The 17148-nt window shown below is 63.4% G+C and carries 9 protein-coding genes; 6 read left to right on the top strand and 3 right to left on the bottom strand.

All coding sequences use genetic code 11. The features are described from left to right. Window positions 1-238 precede the first annotated feature (238 nt). The 3 genes from ACRQ5Q_RS27355 to ACRQ5Q_RS27365 all read left to right on the top strand — a co-directional run bounded on the left by ACRQ5Q_RS27355 (window position 239) and on the right by ACRQ5Q_RS27365 (window position 4932). On the top strand, window positions 239-2458 hold the full coding sequence (locus ACRQ5Q_RS27355) for a type I secretion system permease/ATPase (protein ID WP_439392979.1): 2220 nt from the start codon (window positions 239-241) through the stop codon (window positions 2456-2458). Further along, a complete protein-coding gene (locus tag ACRQ5Q_RS27360) occupies window positions 2448-3695 on the top strand; it encodes an HlyD family type I secretion periplasmic adaptor subunit (protein ID WP_439374594.1) in 1248 nt (415 codons plus the stop codon). The genes ACRQ5Q_RS27355 and ACRQ5Q_RS27360 overlap by 11 nt, the downstream gene beginning before the upstream one ends. Window positions 3696-3915: 220 nt before the next feature. After that, on the top strand, window positions 3916-4932 hold the full coding sequence (locus ACRQ5Q_RS27365; RefSeq protein ID WP_439392981.1) for a transglutaminase-like cysteine peptidase: 1017 nt from the start codon (window positions 3916-3918) through the stop codon (window positions 4930-4932). A gap of 249 nt (window positions 4933-5181) precedes the next feature. Here ACRQ5Q_RS27365 and ACRQ5Q_RS27370 read toward each other — a convergent pair whose 3' ends face one another. Beyond that, entirely contained in the window at window positions 5182-13530 is an 8349-nt protein-coding gene (locus ACRQ5Q_RS27370) for a DUF5801 repeats-in-toxin domain-containing protein (protein WP_439392983.1), read from the bottom strand. A gap of 327 nt (window positions 13531-13857) precedes the next feature. On the opposite strand from ACRQ5Q_RS27370, the gene ACRQ5Q_RS27375 reads away from it, so the two are divergent. Both ACRQ5Q_RS27375 and ACRQ5Q_RS27380 read left to right on the top strand, forming a co-directional pair. Beyond that, the gene (locus tag ACRQ5Q_RS27375) at window positions 13858-14196 is read left to right on the top strand and encodes a hypothetical protein (protein ID WP_283026134.1); all 339 of its coding nucleotides are present in this window, start codon (window positions 13858-13860) and stop codon (window positions 14194-14196) included. 90 nt (window positions 14197-14286) lie between these two features. Then, a protein-coding gene (locus ACRQ5Q_RS27380) for an IS630 family transposase (RefSeq protein WP_439368321.1) occupies window positions 14287-15235 on the top strand; the annotation gives its coding sequence in 2 pieces (ribosomal slippage) (window positions 14287-14622 and window positions 14624-15235; 948 coding nt in all). A 66-nt stretch (window positions 15236-15301) separates the two neighbouring features. Here ACRQ5Q_RS27380 and ACRQ5Q_RS27385 read toward each other — a convergent pair. Both ACRQ5Q_RS27385 and ACRQ5Q_RS27390 read right to left on the bottom strand, forming a co-directional pair. After that, window positions 15302-15676 (bottom strand): hypothetical protein, encoded by a 375-nt coding sequence (locus ACRQ5Q_RS27385; protein ID WP_439392985.1) that lies wholly within the window; start codon window positions 15674-15676, stop codon window positions 15302-15304. 96 nt (window positions 15677-15772) lie between these two features. Next, entirely contained in the window at window positions 15773-16273 is a 501-nt protein-coding gene (locus tag ACRQ5Q_RS27390; protein WP_439392987.1) for a hypothetical protein, read from the bottom strand. Between the two features lie 445 nt (window positions 16274-16718). On the opposite strand from ACRQ5Q_RS27390, the gene ACRQ5Q_RS27395 reads away from it, so the two are divergent. Beyond that, window positions 16719-17147: a hypothetical protein gene (locus ACRQ5Q_RS27395; RefSeq protein WP_439374588.1), complete on the top strand. Its 429-nt coding sequence runs from the start codon at window positions 16719-16721 to the stop codon at window positions 17145-17147. Window position 17148 lies beyond the last annotated feature (1 nt).

Below are 17148 nucleotides of genomic sequence, written 5' to 3' on the forward strand. Positions count from 1 at the left end.
GGGCTTTTCTATTTCATGCGCCCCCGATAACGCACGGATAGCCTTCCGGGCGCGCGGTTGTTAATCGTTAATCCCGACCGCCCAAATAAGTAAATGAATTAACTCGCCATTCGTCGTAGTCTCGCGACGACTTTGCCAAGTTCGCGTCATCGCTTTTCATTTAAGGCATATCAGCTTGTTGTTTCGTCAAACAAAGACGGCTTCGGCCCCAGGTGCGCGCCCGGACAACATCGGCGAAGTGTCCGCAGCGTCGGCGCGCGCCGCGCAAGTCACAGCGAAACAAAGCGATCCCCTGCTGGACTCGCTCATCTTTCTGGCCGGACATCACGGCAGAGCCGTGACACGCGACGGCCTGCTCGGCGGCCTGCCGATCCTCGACGGGCGCCTGTCGGTCGCGCTCTACGAACGCGCCGCGCGCCGCGCAGGCCTTGAGACCGAGGCCACCAAACGCAAGCTGCTGGACATCCCGCCGCTCGTCCTTCCGGTCGTGCTGATCATGAAGAACGGAACGACGCTGGTCTTGCTTAGCATCGACGAGGCCAAGCGTGCCGCAAGGGTGATCGACCCCAGCAACCGGCCGTATGTGCCTGAGATGCTGACCCTCGACGCCATTGCTGCGGGATATACGGGCTACGCGTTTCTGGTGCGGGCAGCCGCCGAGTCGGACCCGCGAGCCGTTGCGGCCGGCAGCCTTCCCCGGCAGCACTGGTTCTGGTCCGTGGTAAAGGCCCATTGGCGCAATTACGGACACATCGCGCTGGCGGCGCTGCTGATCAACATTCTGGCGCTGGCCATGCCGCTCTTCACGATGAGCGTCTATGACCGGGTCATCCCGAACGGAGCGATCCCCTCGCTCATCGCGCTCTCGATCGGCATGGGTCTTGCGATCGTCTTTGATCTGATCCTGCGGATGGTCCGGAGCAAGATGATCGACGTTACGGGCAAGACGATCGATGTCGTCCTTGCTGCCAACATTTTCGAACACGTCATGGCCGTGAAGATGTCGCAGCGGCCGACATCCGTCGGCATCGTTGCCAACCAGCTTCGCGATTTCGATTCCGTTCGCGAGTTCTTCACCTCGGGCAGCGTCGTCTCGGCAACCGATCTGCTGTTTGCGATCCTGTTTGTCGCCGTTCTCTTCGTGGTCGCGGGGCCGCTGGCCTGGGTGCCGCTCCTGATGCTGCCCGTCATGATCGGGATTGGCCTCGTGCTGCAACGTCCGCTCAATCGGGCGATGAAGCGCCTGCAAGCCGAGTCGGCGGCCCGCCACGGCGTGCTGGTGGAATCGCTCGCGGGCCTCGAAACCGTGCGCGCCTCGGGCGGTGAAGCAAGGATGCAGACGGCCTGGGAGCGTTCGGTCGCAGCAACGGCCCGCTCCGGCGAGGCCGTGCACTTCTGGTCGTCCCTGGCGCTGACTGCAGCCAACTCGGCGCAGACGCTGACCAGCCTGCTCATGATCGTGATCGGCGTCTTTCTGATCCAGAACGGCACCCTGACGGTCGGCGCACTGGTCGCGGCGAACATGCTCGCCGGCCGGGTTCTGGCGCCGATCGCGGGCATAGCCTCCGTGATCACCCGTGGCACTCAAACTTTCTCGGCGCTCAAATCCATCGATCGGCTCATGACCCTGGAGCGGGAACGTTCGCCGGAACGGACCTATGTCGCCAGAAAGATCGACCAGGGCACCATCAGCTTCGAGAACGTCTCGTTCACCTATCCCAATGCGCCTGCAAAGGCGCTGGACAAGGTCACCTTCAAGATCCAGAGCGGCGAGCGCGTTGGAATTATCGGCCGCGTCGGTTCGGGAAAGACGACCGTCGGGCGCCTACTGCTCTCGTTCTACGAGGCGCAAGATGGCCGCATCCTGGTCGATGGCGTCGACTCGCGCCAGTATGATCCCGCCGACCTGCGCGCCGGTATCGGCTTTGCCATGCAGGACACCGATCTGTTCTTCGGCAAGCTGCGCGACAACATCACCTTGGGCTATCCGGCCGCGACCGACGAGGAAGTGCTCGCGGCCTCGCGCCTGGCCGGCGTCGAAAGCTTCATCGCAGGTCATCCCATGGGCTACGACATGCCCATTGCGGAGGGCGGACGCAGCCTCTCGGGCGGCCAGAAGCAAGCCATCGGCCTCGCGCGCGTCTTGATCCGCAAGCCCAAGGTCCTGTTCCTGGACGAGCCGACCGCCCATTTCGACGTCCGCAGCGAAAGCGAGTTCCTCGAGCGGCTGAAGAAGCTCGACGACGCGCAGATGACCATCATCATCTCCACGCACCGTCTTTCATTGCTGACCATGGTCGACCGGCTGCTGCTGTTCGACAACGGCCGCCTGGTCGCCGACGGGCCGCGCGATCACGTCTTGAGCCTGTTGCAAGGCAAGACTCCGTCGGCCGAGCCGGCGGTCAATCCCCGAGTGGTTCAACACGTCTCGCCGGCGCAGAAGTCCAATGTCAGCTGATTTCGCCTACGCCAACGATATCCGCGCGGCCGTTCAGTTGAGAACGCCGCGGACCTCCCGCATGCTGCTGTGGGCGTTCCTCGCCCTCCTCTCCACATTCCTGATCTGGGCTCATTTCGCCGTGCTTGAAGAGGTCAAGCGCGGCAATGGCAAGGTCGTGCCCTCGCGGCAGATCCAGGTCGTGCAATCCCTGGAAGGCGGGATCGTCGGCGACATCCTCGTCCAGGAGGGCGCGGTGGTTCAGCAGGGGCAGTCCCTGATGCGGATCGAGGACACCAAGTTCGCTTCCGAGTTCGGCGAGATACGGGAGCGCCGTGCCTCGATGGCGGCCCGCCTCGCGCGGCTCGACGCCGAAGCGAAGGGCCGTAACGAGATCGTCTTTCCCGACCAGATCGAGGGCGTTGTCCCCGCTGCCGTGACGACAGAACGGAGCGTATTCAAGACGCGCGCGCTCAAGGTGGCGCAGGACGTCGACGTTCTCAATCAGCAGATCACGAGGCTGACTCAGACATCCGGCCTGCTCGATCGAGAGCTCGCGTTGACGCGCAAGCTGTACGAGCAGAAGGTCGTTCCCGAAATCGAGATGCTCCGGCTGGAGCGCCAATCCGCAGAAGCGAAAGGGCAGATCGCCGAAGCCAAGGCGAAGATTGCGACCACGATCTCGACCTTCCGGGCGCAGGCGGACGAAGACCTCGCCAAGGCAAGGGCCGATCTCGCGGTCCTCGACGAGAACATCAAGTCCGCTCAGGACCGGGTGCGCAGGACCGATCTGCGTTCGCCGGTTCGCGGCATCGTCAACAAGCTGAACGTCACCACGATCGGCGCCGTCGTTCAGCCGGGCGCGAACCTCATGGACATCGTTCCCCTCGACGATACCTTGCTGGTCGAAGGCAAGATAAGGCCGCAGGACATCGCGTTCATCCGCCCGGGCCAGGATGCCGTGGTCAAGATCTCCGCCTACGACTCCTCCGTTTACGGCCATCTTGCCGGGAAGGTCGAGCGGATCAGCGCCGACACGATCCTCGACGACAAAGGAGAGGCGGCGCAACGGCCGGAGACCTACTATCGCGTCATGGTTCGCACCGAGAGGAACCATCTCGGCACGGAGGAAACTCCGCTTCCGATCATTCCGGGCATGATCACGACGGTCGAGATCCTGACCGGCAAGAAGAGCGTTCTCGACTACATCCTGAAGCCGGCCCGCACCTTGCGGGACGAGGCCCTGCGCGAGCACTAGATCCAATCGCCTTGTTTAATGCGTCCTTAACGCACGATCGCAAGCTTTAGCATCGCCGGTGGGGCGCGGTTCATCCCACCGGCTCATTCCCGGCTGCATCCTCCCAGGTCTTAACCCGACTTAAGCGCGCCTACGCGCACGCTGGCTCCCGATAAACAGGTCGGGATGATGACCAGGCGCGTAAAGACGCCGGCGACGTCCCGAAATACGGGGACGGTCAATGAAGTCGCGTTGTGGACGGCGACGGCAGGACATTCTGGCGTTTGCGGCGGCCATGCTGGTTTCGCTCGGCGGTACTGCGACCTCGGTCGCATTTGCAGCCGAGGTCGAGCCGGCCGAGCCGCGCGAGATCGCGTCATCCGGGGCGGAAACCATCCGGGCACCCGCGACGTTCTTCACGATCAACGCGGTGCTGGCAAAGCTCGACCGCGAGCGTGGCCGCGGGCCGAATGCCGTCCGTCTGGCGGCACTGACGCCGTCCTCCCCCACGGCGACGGATGCCGCGCCGGAGACCGACGCTCCGGCCGGCGCGCCGCCGGTCGGCAATGAACCCTTCGGCCTGTTCGCGTTCCGGGCACCTGACAACGCCATCTGGCGCAAATGGCGCGCGGTTGAAGCAGAGATCGCGAGCGAGCAGGCCCTGCTCGAGCGCTGCCGCTCCGATGCCGCGACCTGCCCGCCTAACGCTGCGCAGTTCCTCAGGCTCGTCGGTGCGGTCAAGGCGAAGTCGGGGCGTGCTCAGCTCGAGGAGGTCAATCTCGGCGTCAACAGCGCGATCCGCTATGTCAGCGATCTCGTCCAGCATCGGGAGCTCGATCGCTGGAGTTCGCCATTGGCGAGCTTTGCCACCGGCAAGGGCGATTGCGAAGATTATGCGATCGCCAAATACGCCGCACTGCGCGAAGCGGGCTACCCGGATACGGACATGCGCCTGCTCCTCGTCCGCGACCGTGCCGTCCGGCAGGACCACGCGGTGCTTGCGGCTCGTCTCGGCGGCCGCTGGATGATCCTGGACAACCGCTGGGCGGGCCTGCGGGAGGACAACGGCGACCTCAACTTCGCGCCGCTGTTCGCGATCAATCACGACGGCGTGCATCTGTTCGCCAAGCCTTACGCGAAGGCTGCGCCCCTCACGGCCGAAGCGGCGCCGGCGGCGGCCGGCCCGGATTGGGCAGGCTCGGACCCGGCGGATACGGCTGGCGGCGGATCACTGAGCACCCTGCCGGTCGCTATGTGACAGTCTGGCACACCATCGCCGGCTCGGTCTGTAACGCACTCCATCACGGCAACGCAGCCGGCGCAGCTACCCAGCGCAAGATGCGCAACGAACGGGCGATCAACGCCCCCGATCTCGATCTGCACCTGCGGATGTTGCGACTTGCCGAACGCAAGGCGCGAGCGCCGACAAGGCGAACCATCGCCTTGCCGCCGCATGTCGCCTTGCCATCGTCAATCAGCCGAGAGCATGTCCGCCACGGCCGTCGCGTTAGAAGGTATGAACGTTCGCTGCAGCAGGAACCCCGGTCGAGATATGCGCCAGGTCGACCTTATCCGTACCGGTGCCGTTTGCAGAGTACCAAAGTTCGTGCGTGGTGTTGTTGAAGAAGAAGCTGTTCGCCGCTCCGTTCCACGCTCCGGCGGATGCTTCGTTCGGTACCGCCGCGCTCGATGAGACGAATTGAGCGGCCGTGATCGACGCTGCTGTGCCAATCGTCAAGGCCTGGCTGGCAACGTCTACAAAGATGCCGTCGGTGCTCTGCAGATCCGCGATCGTATCGTGACCGTTGAGGGCGGCCGTGGCTTCCAGCACAAACTTGTCGTTGCCCGCACCGCCGATCAGGATGTCATCGCCTGCCATTCCGCGGAGGGTGTCATCGCCCGGACCGCCAGACAAGACGTTGGCGGCTGAATTACCGGTCAACGTATCGTTGAAGTTGGATCCCTTGATGTTGGCTTGCGGATCGAGCGGATCGCCGACCGTAGCCGTAACACCCGTTCCGGACGCGGAGTAATCGTTAAACAGCGTTCCGGGCGATACCAACGTCATGCCCAGGCTACTCGTTGAGCTGTCGCCGTCCGCGTCCGTCAATGCCACGTCGAACGACATGCCAACTGACGGGATGGTTGTCGCCGTCGACACATAAGAGAACGTGCCGATGTCAAATGCCTCGCCATTGAGTGCGGGATTATTGAAAGTCGGCGTCTGCAGCGCGTTCTCGATTTCGATCCGGTTGTAACCGGTGCCCGACGCGTGCACCAGAACCGTATCGTGAAGGTCCAGCCCTGTGACCAGGTACCCCCCATTGCCGTCCGTGGTCAGCGAGGCCAGATTGACGCTGACCCCGTTCACTTCGATTGCCGTGATCGTGCTGATCTGAGGATCATCGGCGAGATGCTGGGAATCCGTGGCCGTCGTGTTGCCCGACGTGTCATCATTGGCGTTGTAGATCCGCACCCAGACTTCGATCGAGTCGGCGGGCGGACTGCCGTTCACCTGAACGATACCGAACTGGAAGTCATTGATGTTGTAGTGCGTCGAATAATTGTACTGGTTGTTATTCCCGCTCGTGACCGTTGCGCTGTTGACGAAATCAATTCGCAGATTGTCGCCGTCATTCATCGAATTGTTGGCGACGCCAATGCCCGTTGTACTCGCAGACACGGAACTTCCGCTCGACGCATTGGACGTTCCGTTGGGTTGCTGCACATAACCCGAGAACAGCAGATCCTGAGTCGTATTGGCGACATCCAACGCCTTGAACTGCTGCGTGTTCTGACCGAGCGACGAGAAGTCGTTGACGGTTCGGGTCTCCGTCGCACCGATCTGAGCGAAGAGTTGCACGGTGTACAAATCATTGCTGGTGGCAAGGCTGCCATCCGGGTTCAAGGTAACGGCGAACACTTCCGTGCCGCCGCCGCCAGGCGCGCTCCCGATCCAGCCCTGCAGTTGATCAGGAGTGGTCGGGTTGGAGTCGTTATCCACCAGGTAAAGATGAATGTTCTGCCCGCCGGAGGTGAGAGTAGCGTTATTCCCATTTACGACGCCGACCGCCAATTCGCCGTTCGTTATGTTTGCGAACGAAATCTTTCCAAGCTGATCAGCCCCGACGTTGTTGTCGATGTTATGGTCGAAGTCGAGGTATCCGGTAAAGCTCGCGCCGACACTGTTGTTCAGAATGGCGTGGTCGGGCGAGATCGTTGTCGGGCCGTCGTCGTGGAAGCTCAGCGCCTGGCCGATGTTGATGCTGGACGAGCTGGTAGCGGAATCGCCGTCCCTGTCCGTGATGGTGTCGGCCCGTGTCAGCGTGATCAGGTCCGCCGCCGACAGCGTCACCGTGTCGTCCGGACTGGTCGCATCCGGATGCTGCAGCGCGCGCATCTGGTCCAGCGTCACGACGCCGGCACCGCTCACGCTGACCGTAAAGGCCAGCGTCGCCGTCGCCCCGACATGGCCCTCGACCGTATTGCCGTTCAGCACCAGCAGGACGTGCTGTCCGGTCGCAACGTCGATCAGGCCGGAATCCACGCCCGCGCTCTTGACGCCGAGCGTATAGGCCGACGCGATCGTGCCGGCACCGTCCGCACCGTAACTGCTGACCACCGTGAAGTTGTCGGCAAAGTTCGCCGACGCGTTGATCGCAAGGTTGGTCTCGTCGACCACCAGCGCATCCGCCGGCGCCGTCGTCGTCACCGTGATGCTCGGGCCGTCGTCGTGGAAGCTCAGCGCCTGGCCGATGTTGATGCTGGACGAGCTGGTGGCGGAATCGCCGTCCCTGTCCGTGATGGTGTCGGCCCGTGTCAGCGTGATCAGGTCCGCCGCCGACAGCGTCACCGTGTCGTCCGGACTGGTCGCATCCGGATGCTGCAGCGCGCGCATCTGGTCCAGCGTCACGACGCCGGCACCGCTCACGCTGACCGTAAAGGCCAGCGTCGCCGTCGCCCCGACATGGCCCTCGACCGTATTGCCGTTCAGCACCAGCAGGACGTGCTGTCCGGTCGCAACGTCGATCAGGCCGGAATCCACGCCCGCGCTCTTGACGCCGAGCGTATAGGCCGACGCGATCGTGCCGGCACCGTCCGCACCGTAACTGCTGACCACCGTGAAGTTGTCGGCAAAGTTCGCCGACGCGTTGATCGCAAGGTTGGTCTCGTCGACCACCAGCGCATCCGCCGGCGCCGTCGTCGTCACCGTGATGCTCGGGCCGTCGTCGTGGAAGCTCAGCGCCTGGCCGATGTTGATGCTGGACGAGCTGGTGGCGGAATCGCCGTCCCTGTCCGTGATGGTGTCGGCCCGTGTCAGCGTGATCAGGTCCGCCGCCGACAGCGTCACCGTGTCGTCCGGACTGGTCGCATCCGGATGCTGCAGCGCGCGCATCTGGTCCAGCGTCACGACGCCGGCACCGCTCACGCTGACCGTAAAGGCCAGCGTCGCCGTCGCCCCGACATGGCCCTCGACCGTATTGCCGTTCAGCACCAGCAGGACGTGCTGTCCGGTCGCAACGTCGATCAGGCCGGAATCCACGCCCGCGCTCTTGACGCCGAGCGTATAGGCCGACGCGATCGTGCCGGCACCGTCCGCACCGTAACTGCTGACCACCGTGAAGTTGTCGGCAAAGTTCGCCGACGCGTTGATCGCAAGGTTGGTCTCGTCGACCACCAGCGCATCCGCCGGCGCCGTCGTCGTCACCGTGATGCTCGGGCCGTCGTCGTGGAAGCTCAGCGCCTGGCCGATGTTGATGCTGGACGAGCTGGTGGCGGAATCGCCGTCCCTGTCCGTGATGGTGTCGGCCCGTGTCAGCGTGATCAGGTCCGCCGCCGACAGCGTCACCGTGTCGTCCGGACTGGTCGCATCCGGATGCTGCAGCGCGCGCATCTGGTCCAGCGTCACGACGCCGGCACCGCTCACGCTGACCGTAAAGGCCAGCGTCGCCGTCGCCCCGACATGGCCCTCGACCGTATTGCCGTTCAGCACCAGCAGGACGTGCTGTCCGGTCGCAACGTCGATCAGGCCGGAATCCACGCCCGCGCTCTTGACGCCGAGCGTATAGGCCGACGCGATCGTGCCGGCACCGTCCGCACCGTAACTGCTGACCACCGTGAAGTTGTCGGCAAAGTTCGCCGACGCGTTGATCGCAAGGTTGGTCTCGTCGACCACCAGCGCATCCGCCGGCGCCGTCGTCGTCACCGTGATGCTCGGGCCGTCGTCGTGGAAGCTCAGCGCCTGGCCGATGTTGATGCTGGACGAGCTGGTGGCGGAATCGCCGTCCCTGTCCGTGATGGTGTCGGCCCGTGTCAGCGTGATCAGGTCCGCCGCCGACAGCGTCACCGTGTCGTCCGGACTGGTCGCATCCGGATGCTGCAGCGCGCGCATCTGGTCCAGCGTCACGACGCCGGCACCGCTCACGCTGACCGTAAAGGCCAGCGTCGCCGTCGCCCCGACATGGCCCTCGACCGTATTGCCGTTCAGCACCAGCAGGACGTGCTGTCCGGTCGCAACGTCGATCAGGCCGGAATCCACGCCCGCGCTCTTGACGCCGAGCGTATAGGCCGACGCGATCGTGCCGGCACCGTCCGCACCGTAACTGCTGACCACCGTGAAGTTGTCGGCAAAGTTCGCCGACGCGTTGATCGCAAGGTTGGTCTCGTCGACCACCAGCGCATCCGCCGGCGCCGTCGTCGTCACCGTGATGCTCGGGCCGTCGTCGTGGAAGCTCAGCGCCTGGCCGATGTTGATGCTGGACGAGCTGGTGGCGGAATCGCCGTCCCTGTCCGTGATGGTGTCGGCCCGTGTCAGCGTGATCAGGTCCGCCGCCGACAGCGTCACCGTGTCGTCCGGACTGGTCGCATCCGGATGCTGCAGCGCGCGCATCTGGTCCAGCGTCACGACGCCGGCACCGCTCACGCTGACCGTAAAGGCCAGCGTCGCCGTCGCCCCGACATGGCCCTCGACCGTATTGCCGTTCAGCACCAGCAGGACGTGCTGTCCGGTCGCAACGTCGATCAGGCCGGAATCCACGCCCGCGCTCTTGACGCCGAGCGTATAGGCCGACGCGATCGTGCCGGCACCGTCCGCACCGTAACTGCTGACCACCGTGAAGTTGTCGGCAAAGTTCGCCGACGCGTTGATCGCAAGGTTGGTCTCGTCGACCACCAGCGCATCCGCCGGCGCCGTCGTCGTCACCGTGATGCTCGGGCCGTCGTCGTGGAAGCTCAGCGCCTGGCCGATGTTGATGCTGGACGAGCTGGTGGCGGAATCGCCGTCCCTGTCCGTGATGGTGTCGGCCCGTGTCAGCGTGATCAGGTCCGCCGCCGACAGCGTCACCGTGTCGTCCGGACTGGTCGCATCCGGATGCTGCAGCGCGCGCATCTGGTCCAGCGTCACGACGCCGGCACCGCTCACGCTGACCGTAAAGGCCAGCGTCGCCGTCGCCCCGACATGGCCCTCGACCGTATTGCCGTTCAGCACCAGCAGGACGTGCTGTCCGGTCGCAACGTCGATCAGGCCGGAATCCACGCCCGCGCTCTTGACGCCGAGCGTATAGGCCGACGCGATCGTGCCGGCACCGTCCGCACCGTAACTGCTGACCACCGTGAAGTTGTCGGCAAAGTTCGCCGACGCGTTGATCGCAAGGTTGGTCTCGTCGACCACCAGCGCATCCGCCGGCGCCGTCGTCGTCACCGTGATGCTCGGGCCGTCGTCGTGGAAGCTCAGCGCCTGGCCGATGTTGATGCTGGACGAGCTGGTGGCGGAATCGCCGTCCCTGTCCGTGATGGTGTCGGCCCGTGTCAGCGTGATCAGGTCCGCCGCCGACAGCGTCACCGTGTCGTCCGGACTGGTCGCATCCGGATGCTGCAGCGCGCGCATCTGGTCCAGCGTCACGACGCCGGCACCGCTCACGCTGACCGTAAAGGCCAGCGTCGCCGTCGCCCCGACATGGCCCTCGACCGTATTGCCGTTCAGCACCAGCAGGACGTGCTGTCCGGTCGCGACGTCGATCAGGCCGGAATCCACGCTCGCGCTCTTGACGCCGAGCGTATAGGCCGACGCGATCGTGCCGGCACCGTCCGCACCGTAACTGCTGACCACCGTGAAGTTGTCGGCAAAGTTCGCCGACGCGTTGATCGCAAGGTTGGTCTCGTCGACCACCAGCGCATCCGCCGGCGCCGTCGTCGTCACCGTGATGCTCGGGCCGTCGTCCAGGAAAGTCAGCGACTGGCCGATGTCCAGCGACGCCTGGTTGGTGTCGTGGTCACCGTCGGTCACCGTCGCCGTCAGCGTGATCAGATTCGCTGCCGCCAGCGTCGTGCTGTCGTCCGGATTGCTGGGATCGGGGTGAACCACCGCACGCAGCTGATCCAGCGTCACATTGCCCGCCGCGTCCACGGCAACCGTGAACACCAGATCGTTGCCCAGCGCCGTGCGGCCTTCCACCTGGCCGCCCGCCAGCGACAGGATCACATCCTGGCCGGTCAAGGTGTCGACCAGACCGGACGGACCCGCCACCACGCCAAGCGTGTAGGTCACCGCACCCGCGTCGGCCACACCGTCATGGTTCGCATCCAGCGGGCCGTCCGCGCCGAACAGCGGCGTGAACGCACCCGCGAAGCTCGCCGTGGCGTTGGTCGCCAGCACGGTCTCGTCGACCGTCAGCGTCGGCGCCTCTCCACTTACCGTGATGCTCGGGCCGTCGTCCAGGAAAGTCACCTGCTTGCCGAGGTCGATGCTCGTGGCTGCCGTATCGCCGTCATTGTCGGTGATCGTCGCCGTCAGCGTCACCACGCCGCTGGCCAGGCTGATGCCTTCATTGCCGTCCGGATTGGTTCCGTCGGCTTCCTTCACCGCGCGGTTATCCGTGAACGTCACATTGCCGTCGCTGTCGACCTGGAGCGTGAACACCAGCAGGTTGCTCGACGCGGTGTGGCCTTCCACGATCGTGCCGTTCATCACCAGCACGACGCCTTCATTGGTCTGCGCGTCCACCAGGCCCGTCGACTTGGAGGCATCGATCGACAGCGCATAGCTGATCGGATGCTGCGGATCCGCCACACCGTCCGCGCCGCTCACCGCGGCGAACACGCTGCCGAACGATGCGCTTGCCGTGTTGTTGCCATTGTGGATCGAGCCATCGATGCCGTTGGTCGCAGCCGTCAGGTTGCTCTCGTCGACGATCAGATTCGGAAGCGTTCGCTCCTCACCCTCCACGACGACGTGAATCGACGGACCATCGTCAAGGAACGTCAGCTGCGGGCCGAGATCGATGCCAGCGCTCGCCGTGTCGCCGTCATTGTCGGTGATCGTCCCCGTCAGCTTCACCGCACCGCTGGCAAGGCTGATGCCCTCGTTGAGATCCGGGCTGGTGCCGTCGGCCTCCTTCACCGCGCGATAATCCGTGAACGTCACCATGCCAATGCTGTCGACCGACAGCGTGAACACCAGCAGGTCGCTTGCCGCAGTGTGGCCTTCCACCGTCGTGCCGTTCATCACCAGCACGACAGCTTCGCCGCTCTGCGCGTCGACGAGGCCGCTCGACTTGGACGCATCGATCGACAGCGCGTAGCTGATCGGGTGCTCGGAATCCGGCACGCCGTCCGCGCCGCTCACCGACTGGAAAAAGCCGCCGAAAAACGCGCTCGCCGTGTTGTTGCCGTTGTGGATCGAGCCGTCGATGCCGTTGGTCGCAGCCGTCAGGTTGCTCTCGTCGACGATCAAATTCGGAAGCGTTCGCTCCTCACCCTCCAGCACGACCTGAATCGACGGACCATCGTCCTGCAACGTCAGATGCGGGCCGACGTCGATGCTCGCGCTTGCGCTCTGGTTGATGTTGTCGGTCACGGTGACCGTGAGCGAGACCAGACCGGCAGGCACATGCGTGCCCTCGCTTATGTCGCCGTGTTCGCCCGTGCCTTCATGCACCGAGCGCAGATCCGTCAGCGTCAGCTTGCCGGTGGCGTCGACGGACAGCGTGAAATCCCGCGGGCCATTGACCGCTGCAGCCGCATCCTTGCCTTCGCGGCCGACCACGACTCCGTTCTCAACGAACAGAAACACATGATTCCCGGTCTGCGAATCGATCAGTCCGGTGTCCACACCCGGCGCACTGATCGACAGCGCGAAGGTCAGCGACTGCTGGCCGCCCGGCACATTGAGCGTGACGGGCAACAGACCCGAAACCGTCGTGCTCGCGAGACCAGGCATGGTGCCGTTGATGCCGTTCGTCGCGGCCGTCAGGAAGCTCTCGTCCACTGTCAGGTTCGGCAGCGTACCGAGCGTGATGGTCGGAGACTCAGGCAGGGGCGTCTGCGGAATGAAGCCAGTCGGAAGCTGGATCTGAAGGCCCGGCAGGTCCTCCTGGGGGGCCAACACGTTGGTCGGCACCGGCGGCAGAGGGTCGACCGTGAACGGGCTGAAGTTCGCCCCGCTCGCCTGCGCATTGTTCTGACCCAGCGAATCGCCGGCCGCGGGGAGAACGGCGGAAGCAGCGGACGGATCATTGATGATCGGGAAGGCGCTGGCAAATTCAGCGACGGTCAGATCGCGCCCCGGCGCAACCTGGATTGTGAGATTGCCGAGTTGATCGTGGCGCGAGTCGAAGAACGGCTCGATCGTCACCGTGGCGTGATTGTCGAAAAGAATGATCAGCTTTTCGCCGATATGAACGAGCGTGATCTTCTCGTTCGCAATAGCCGAAAAGTCGACTTGAACCTTCTGGTCATAACCGAGATTCAAAACGACCGCCTGATCGGCGAATGGCTTGGTCAACTTGAAGATGCGTGGCGGCGAGGCGTTGTTCGAATTTCCAGCAGTAGCCTGGGCAACTCGAAATTGCTCATTCATGAAATCTCTCCGCCAAAAGGCCGTGAAGTGAAAAATTGCAGGCAAATTTACGTCGAAGTGTATCTTTAAGCTATTGTTAACCCCGTTGGGGGTCAAGAAAACTATTTGGTTAATCAATGCTTTCGATCAGGATGTGGTAAAGGGATCGCGCGGCCGCGACATGTCGCAAAACGGGTCGGATTAACGCCGCCTCTGCGCTTGTCGCTCCAAGCCGGAGGGCGGCAGCTGGAGCAAAGGATGAGGAAATTACTGGTAACGGCCGTGCTGGCAGGATCTTTCGGATTGCATGCCGCCGCCGCTCAAAACCAGCCGGCGCCTGAGACACAGATGGTCGAACGCACGGTCAAGGCCCAGCCGAACAAGGACACTCAAATCGGGCTTTACATCAACGTCAGGCCCGATTGCACCTCCGGCCCGCTGCCGACCATCCGGTTGGCAACCTCCCCGACCTCGGGGAAGGTCGTCGTCAAGCCCGGCAAGGTGAAGGCGACCAACTACAAGGCCTGCCTGGCGCTGGAAGTGCCGGCTTACGTGGCCTTCTACAAATCGCCGCCGGACTTTGTCGGCGACGATACGCTGACCATCGAGGTCAAGTATCCCGGCGGACGGACCGAGATTCAAAAGATTACGGTCAACGTCGCGGGCCCCGGCGGCCAGAAGATCTAGAGCGGTTCACGGATTTATTGAATCGGAGGGGATTCCGGGTCTGGGACGAATATGATTCAAGATGCTGGCTGGGCTGGAGGCCAGCATCCGATGGTCCGACCAATTTCCAACGATTTGCGTAAGCGTGCGGTATCCGCTGTTGCCAAAGGTGAGAGCTGCCGATCTGTGGCGGAACGGTTTGGCGTTGCTGTCTCGTCAGTTGTGAAGTGGTCACAGCGTTATCGAACGACCGGCTCGGTAGCGCCTGGCAAGATGGGTGGTCACCGCAAGCCTGTGCTTGATCCGCACCGCGCCTTCATCGTCGAGCGGATCACTCAGACGCCGCACCTGACGCTGCATGGTCTGAAGGCGGAACTGGCAGCCCGTGGGGTCAAGGTCTCACACAATGCGGTCTGGCTGTTCCTGCGCCGGGAAGGGCTGCGGTTCAAAAAAAACACTGTTCGCCCTCGAACAGGCTCGCGCCGACGTCTCTCGTAGGCGCTTGCGTTGGCGAGCCTGGCAGGCCGGGCTCGATCCGGGCCGGCTCGTCTTCATCGATGAGACCTGGATCAAGACCAACATGGCCCCTTTGCGAGGCTGGGGACCCAAAGGGGCGCGCCTGCGCGGCTTCGCTCCGCACGGTCACTGGCGTACCCTCACATTCCTCGGCGCGCTCCGCCATGACCAACTCACGGCACCCTGCGTCTTCGATGGCCCGATCAACGGTGAATGCTTCCGTGGTTACGTAAAGCACATTCTCCTGCCAACCCTGCGTGAAGGCGACATCGTCATTCTCGACAATCTCGGAAGCCATAAGTCGAAAGCCGTCAGGCAAATGATCAAGGCTGCTGGCGCCAGACTCTGGTACCTGCCGCCATACTCGCCCGACCTCAACCCAATCGAACAGGCCTTCTCCAAGATCAAACACTGGATGCGGCAAGCTCAGAAGCGCTCAATCGAGGAGACTTGGCGCCATATCGGTCACCTCGTCCAAGACATCCAGCCTCGCGAATGCGCCAACTACTTCGCCAGCGCCGGTTATGCTTCAATCAAAATGTGAAACGCTCTAGGGCAAAATATCATTGCGGGTTCGGCGCCAACATTGCGCCTTCGACCGGGCTCGAATTCAGTCCACCCGCGTGACCTCGCATTGGCTGCGCGAGTTCGGTCCGACCACGCCGATATTGACGTTCTTGAACTGGTAGCTCGCATGCGCGGGGACGGGCTGGTTGGCCCACACCAGAACTGTCGTGGCGCGGTCTCGATCGTCATCCATCCAGCAGGTCAGCTCGACACTGTCGATCTTCTTGTCGGTGCCGTTGGACAGCACAAAGCTGGCGATTCCGTAATTGTCGGCCCGCCGCGTCGTCTGGAATGACTCGATCTTGACCAGCTCGGCTAGGCCGGGTCGTGCGGCGGTCGGTCGCGTGTCTTGGGCTGCCGCCGCGTCAATCAGGGCGCACAGCGACATGGAGCAGACGATTCCAGTCAACGGCCTCATGACGCGCCTCATCCCCGAACGCGCCGATATTTCCGCGTCTGCGGGGTCGACGCAAGGGCCCGCGCTGTTGCGGCTCGGAAACCGGAGATGCAGCCGTCAGTGCGACAGCGTCTTTGCGCCCGAGCTCTGCTCAGCACCTGCGCCACAATCGCCGATCCGATGTGCCACGACCAGCTCGACCCTCGGCATCTGCCCGTCGCTCAGTTCGTTCTGCTCAGTGTAGGACTCCTCGCTGTGAACCGTGATCACCGTGCTGACGGGCCCCATGAAATCGCAACGGTTCGCGAAAGTGTATTGATTGTTCTTCTTTTCGGGTCTCGCGGAGACGCAGCTGCCGACCGAGGGAGAGGAGAACGTCGCCTTCATGGAGACGGTCGGATCGACACAGGCCGTCAGCTCCCGCTCGAGCAACCGGTGCTTCGGCTTGCGATGAGCGACCATATCGAGCGTACGAACGAAGTGCCAAAGACCTTTACGGAAGGTCGGCCCCTGGAATTCATCCGCCTTGGCCACGGCGGTGGTCGAGGTGATCAGAAGCGCCAGAGCAGCACAACGCACGAAAGAGGTCGCAAGGATTGAACGCCGGCCTGTGGTCATGGTCTCCATACCTGCTCGCTTGCTCCCCCAAGGAATAGCCGCACGGCCAAAAAGCACCGCCTCAGGTTCAGGCACCGCCGTAAAGCAAACATTAACATCGCGAGCGCTCCGTCAAATTACGGAAGACCCGCTTGCCGGACCTGCTGTTTCGAATCGCGCGCGACTACGCCTGCTCCCCACGCGACTTCTTGTCACGGTGTCGGACGGTCGGTCAACCACGCGCCATTACGGACCATCAATGGCAGGGCTTAAACGCCAGTTCACGCAGATTAATTCCGGCGAGCGCGGCATTTCGGTAACAGGGAGCAGGTCGGATCACGGGTGAGTTCATCTGCCGAAAGGCCGGCCGCGAGGCACGCCGATAGTTAAATCGAGTCGGGCAGGCGCTAGACGAGCCGCACGCGCGGCGAAGGGTTCTGCGCGCTTCAAAACAAGCCCGCGCTGATTGACCTTCGAGGCCATTTTTGCTCTTTTAGTCGAATATTTCTCGCTTTTGGGGGCTGCGATGCAGAGCAGATTCAGTGGATTTTTTTGGGCAGCGGCCTTTCTGGGTCTGGCCATCGGTGCGCCCCAGGCCAGCGCGGCCGATCTGGGCCTGATGGCCTCACCCGCAGCGGTCGGAAGCTGCAGCGAACTGGTGTTTGTCTGCGAGAATGGCAAGCAATACCCGCTCTGCCCGATCGCGGTCTCGGTTGCCGGTGAGGTTGTGACGGCATCCCTGCACACCGGGCGAGGCGGGGCGCATGTCCGGCTGATTCCAATGGGCGTCGGTTATCGCTACGCCGGACGGGGCATCTGGCTCGACGGCTTCCGCGAAAATGCCCTGCTGAACTTCGGCAAGCACGGCCAGATCGCCTGCACCCTCGCCCACTAGG

The sequence above is a fragment of the Bradyrhizobium sp. PMVTL-01 genome (assembly GCF_051861855.1).
In the GTDB taxonomy this organism is placed as follows: Bacteria; Pseudomonadota; Alphaproteobacteria; order Rhizobiales; family Xanthobacteraceae; genus Bradyrhizobium.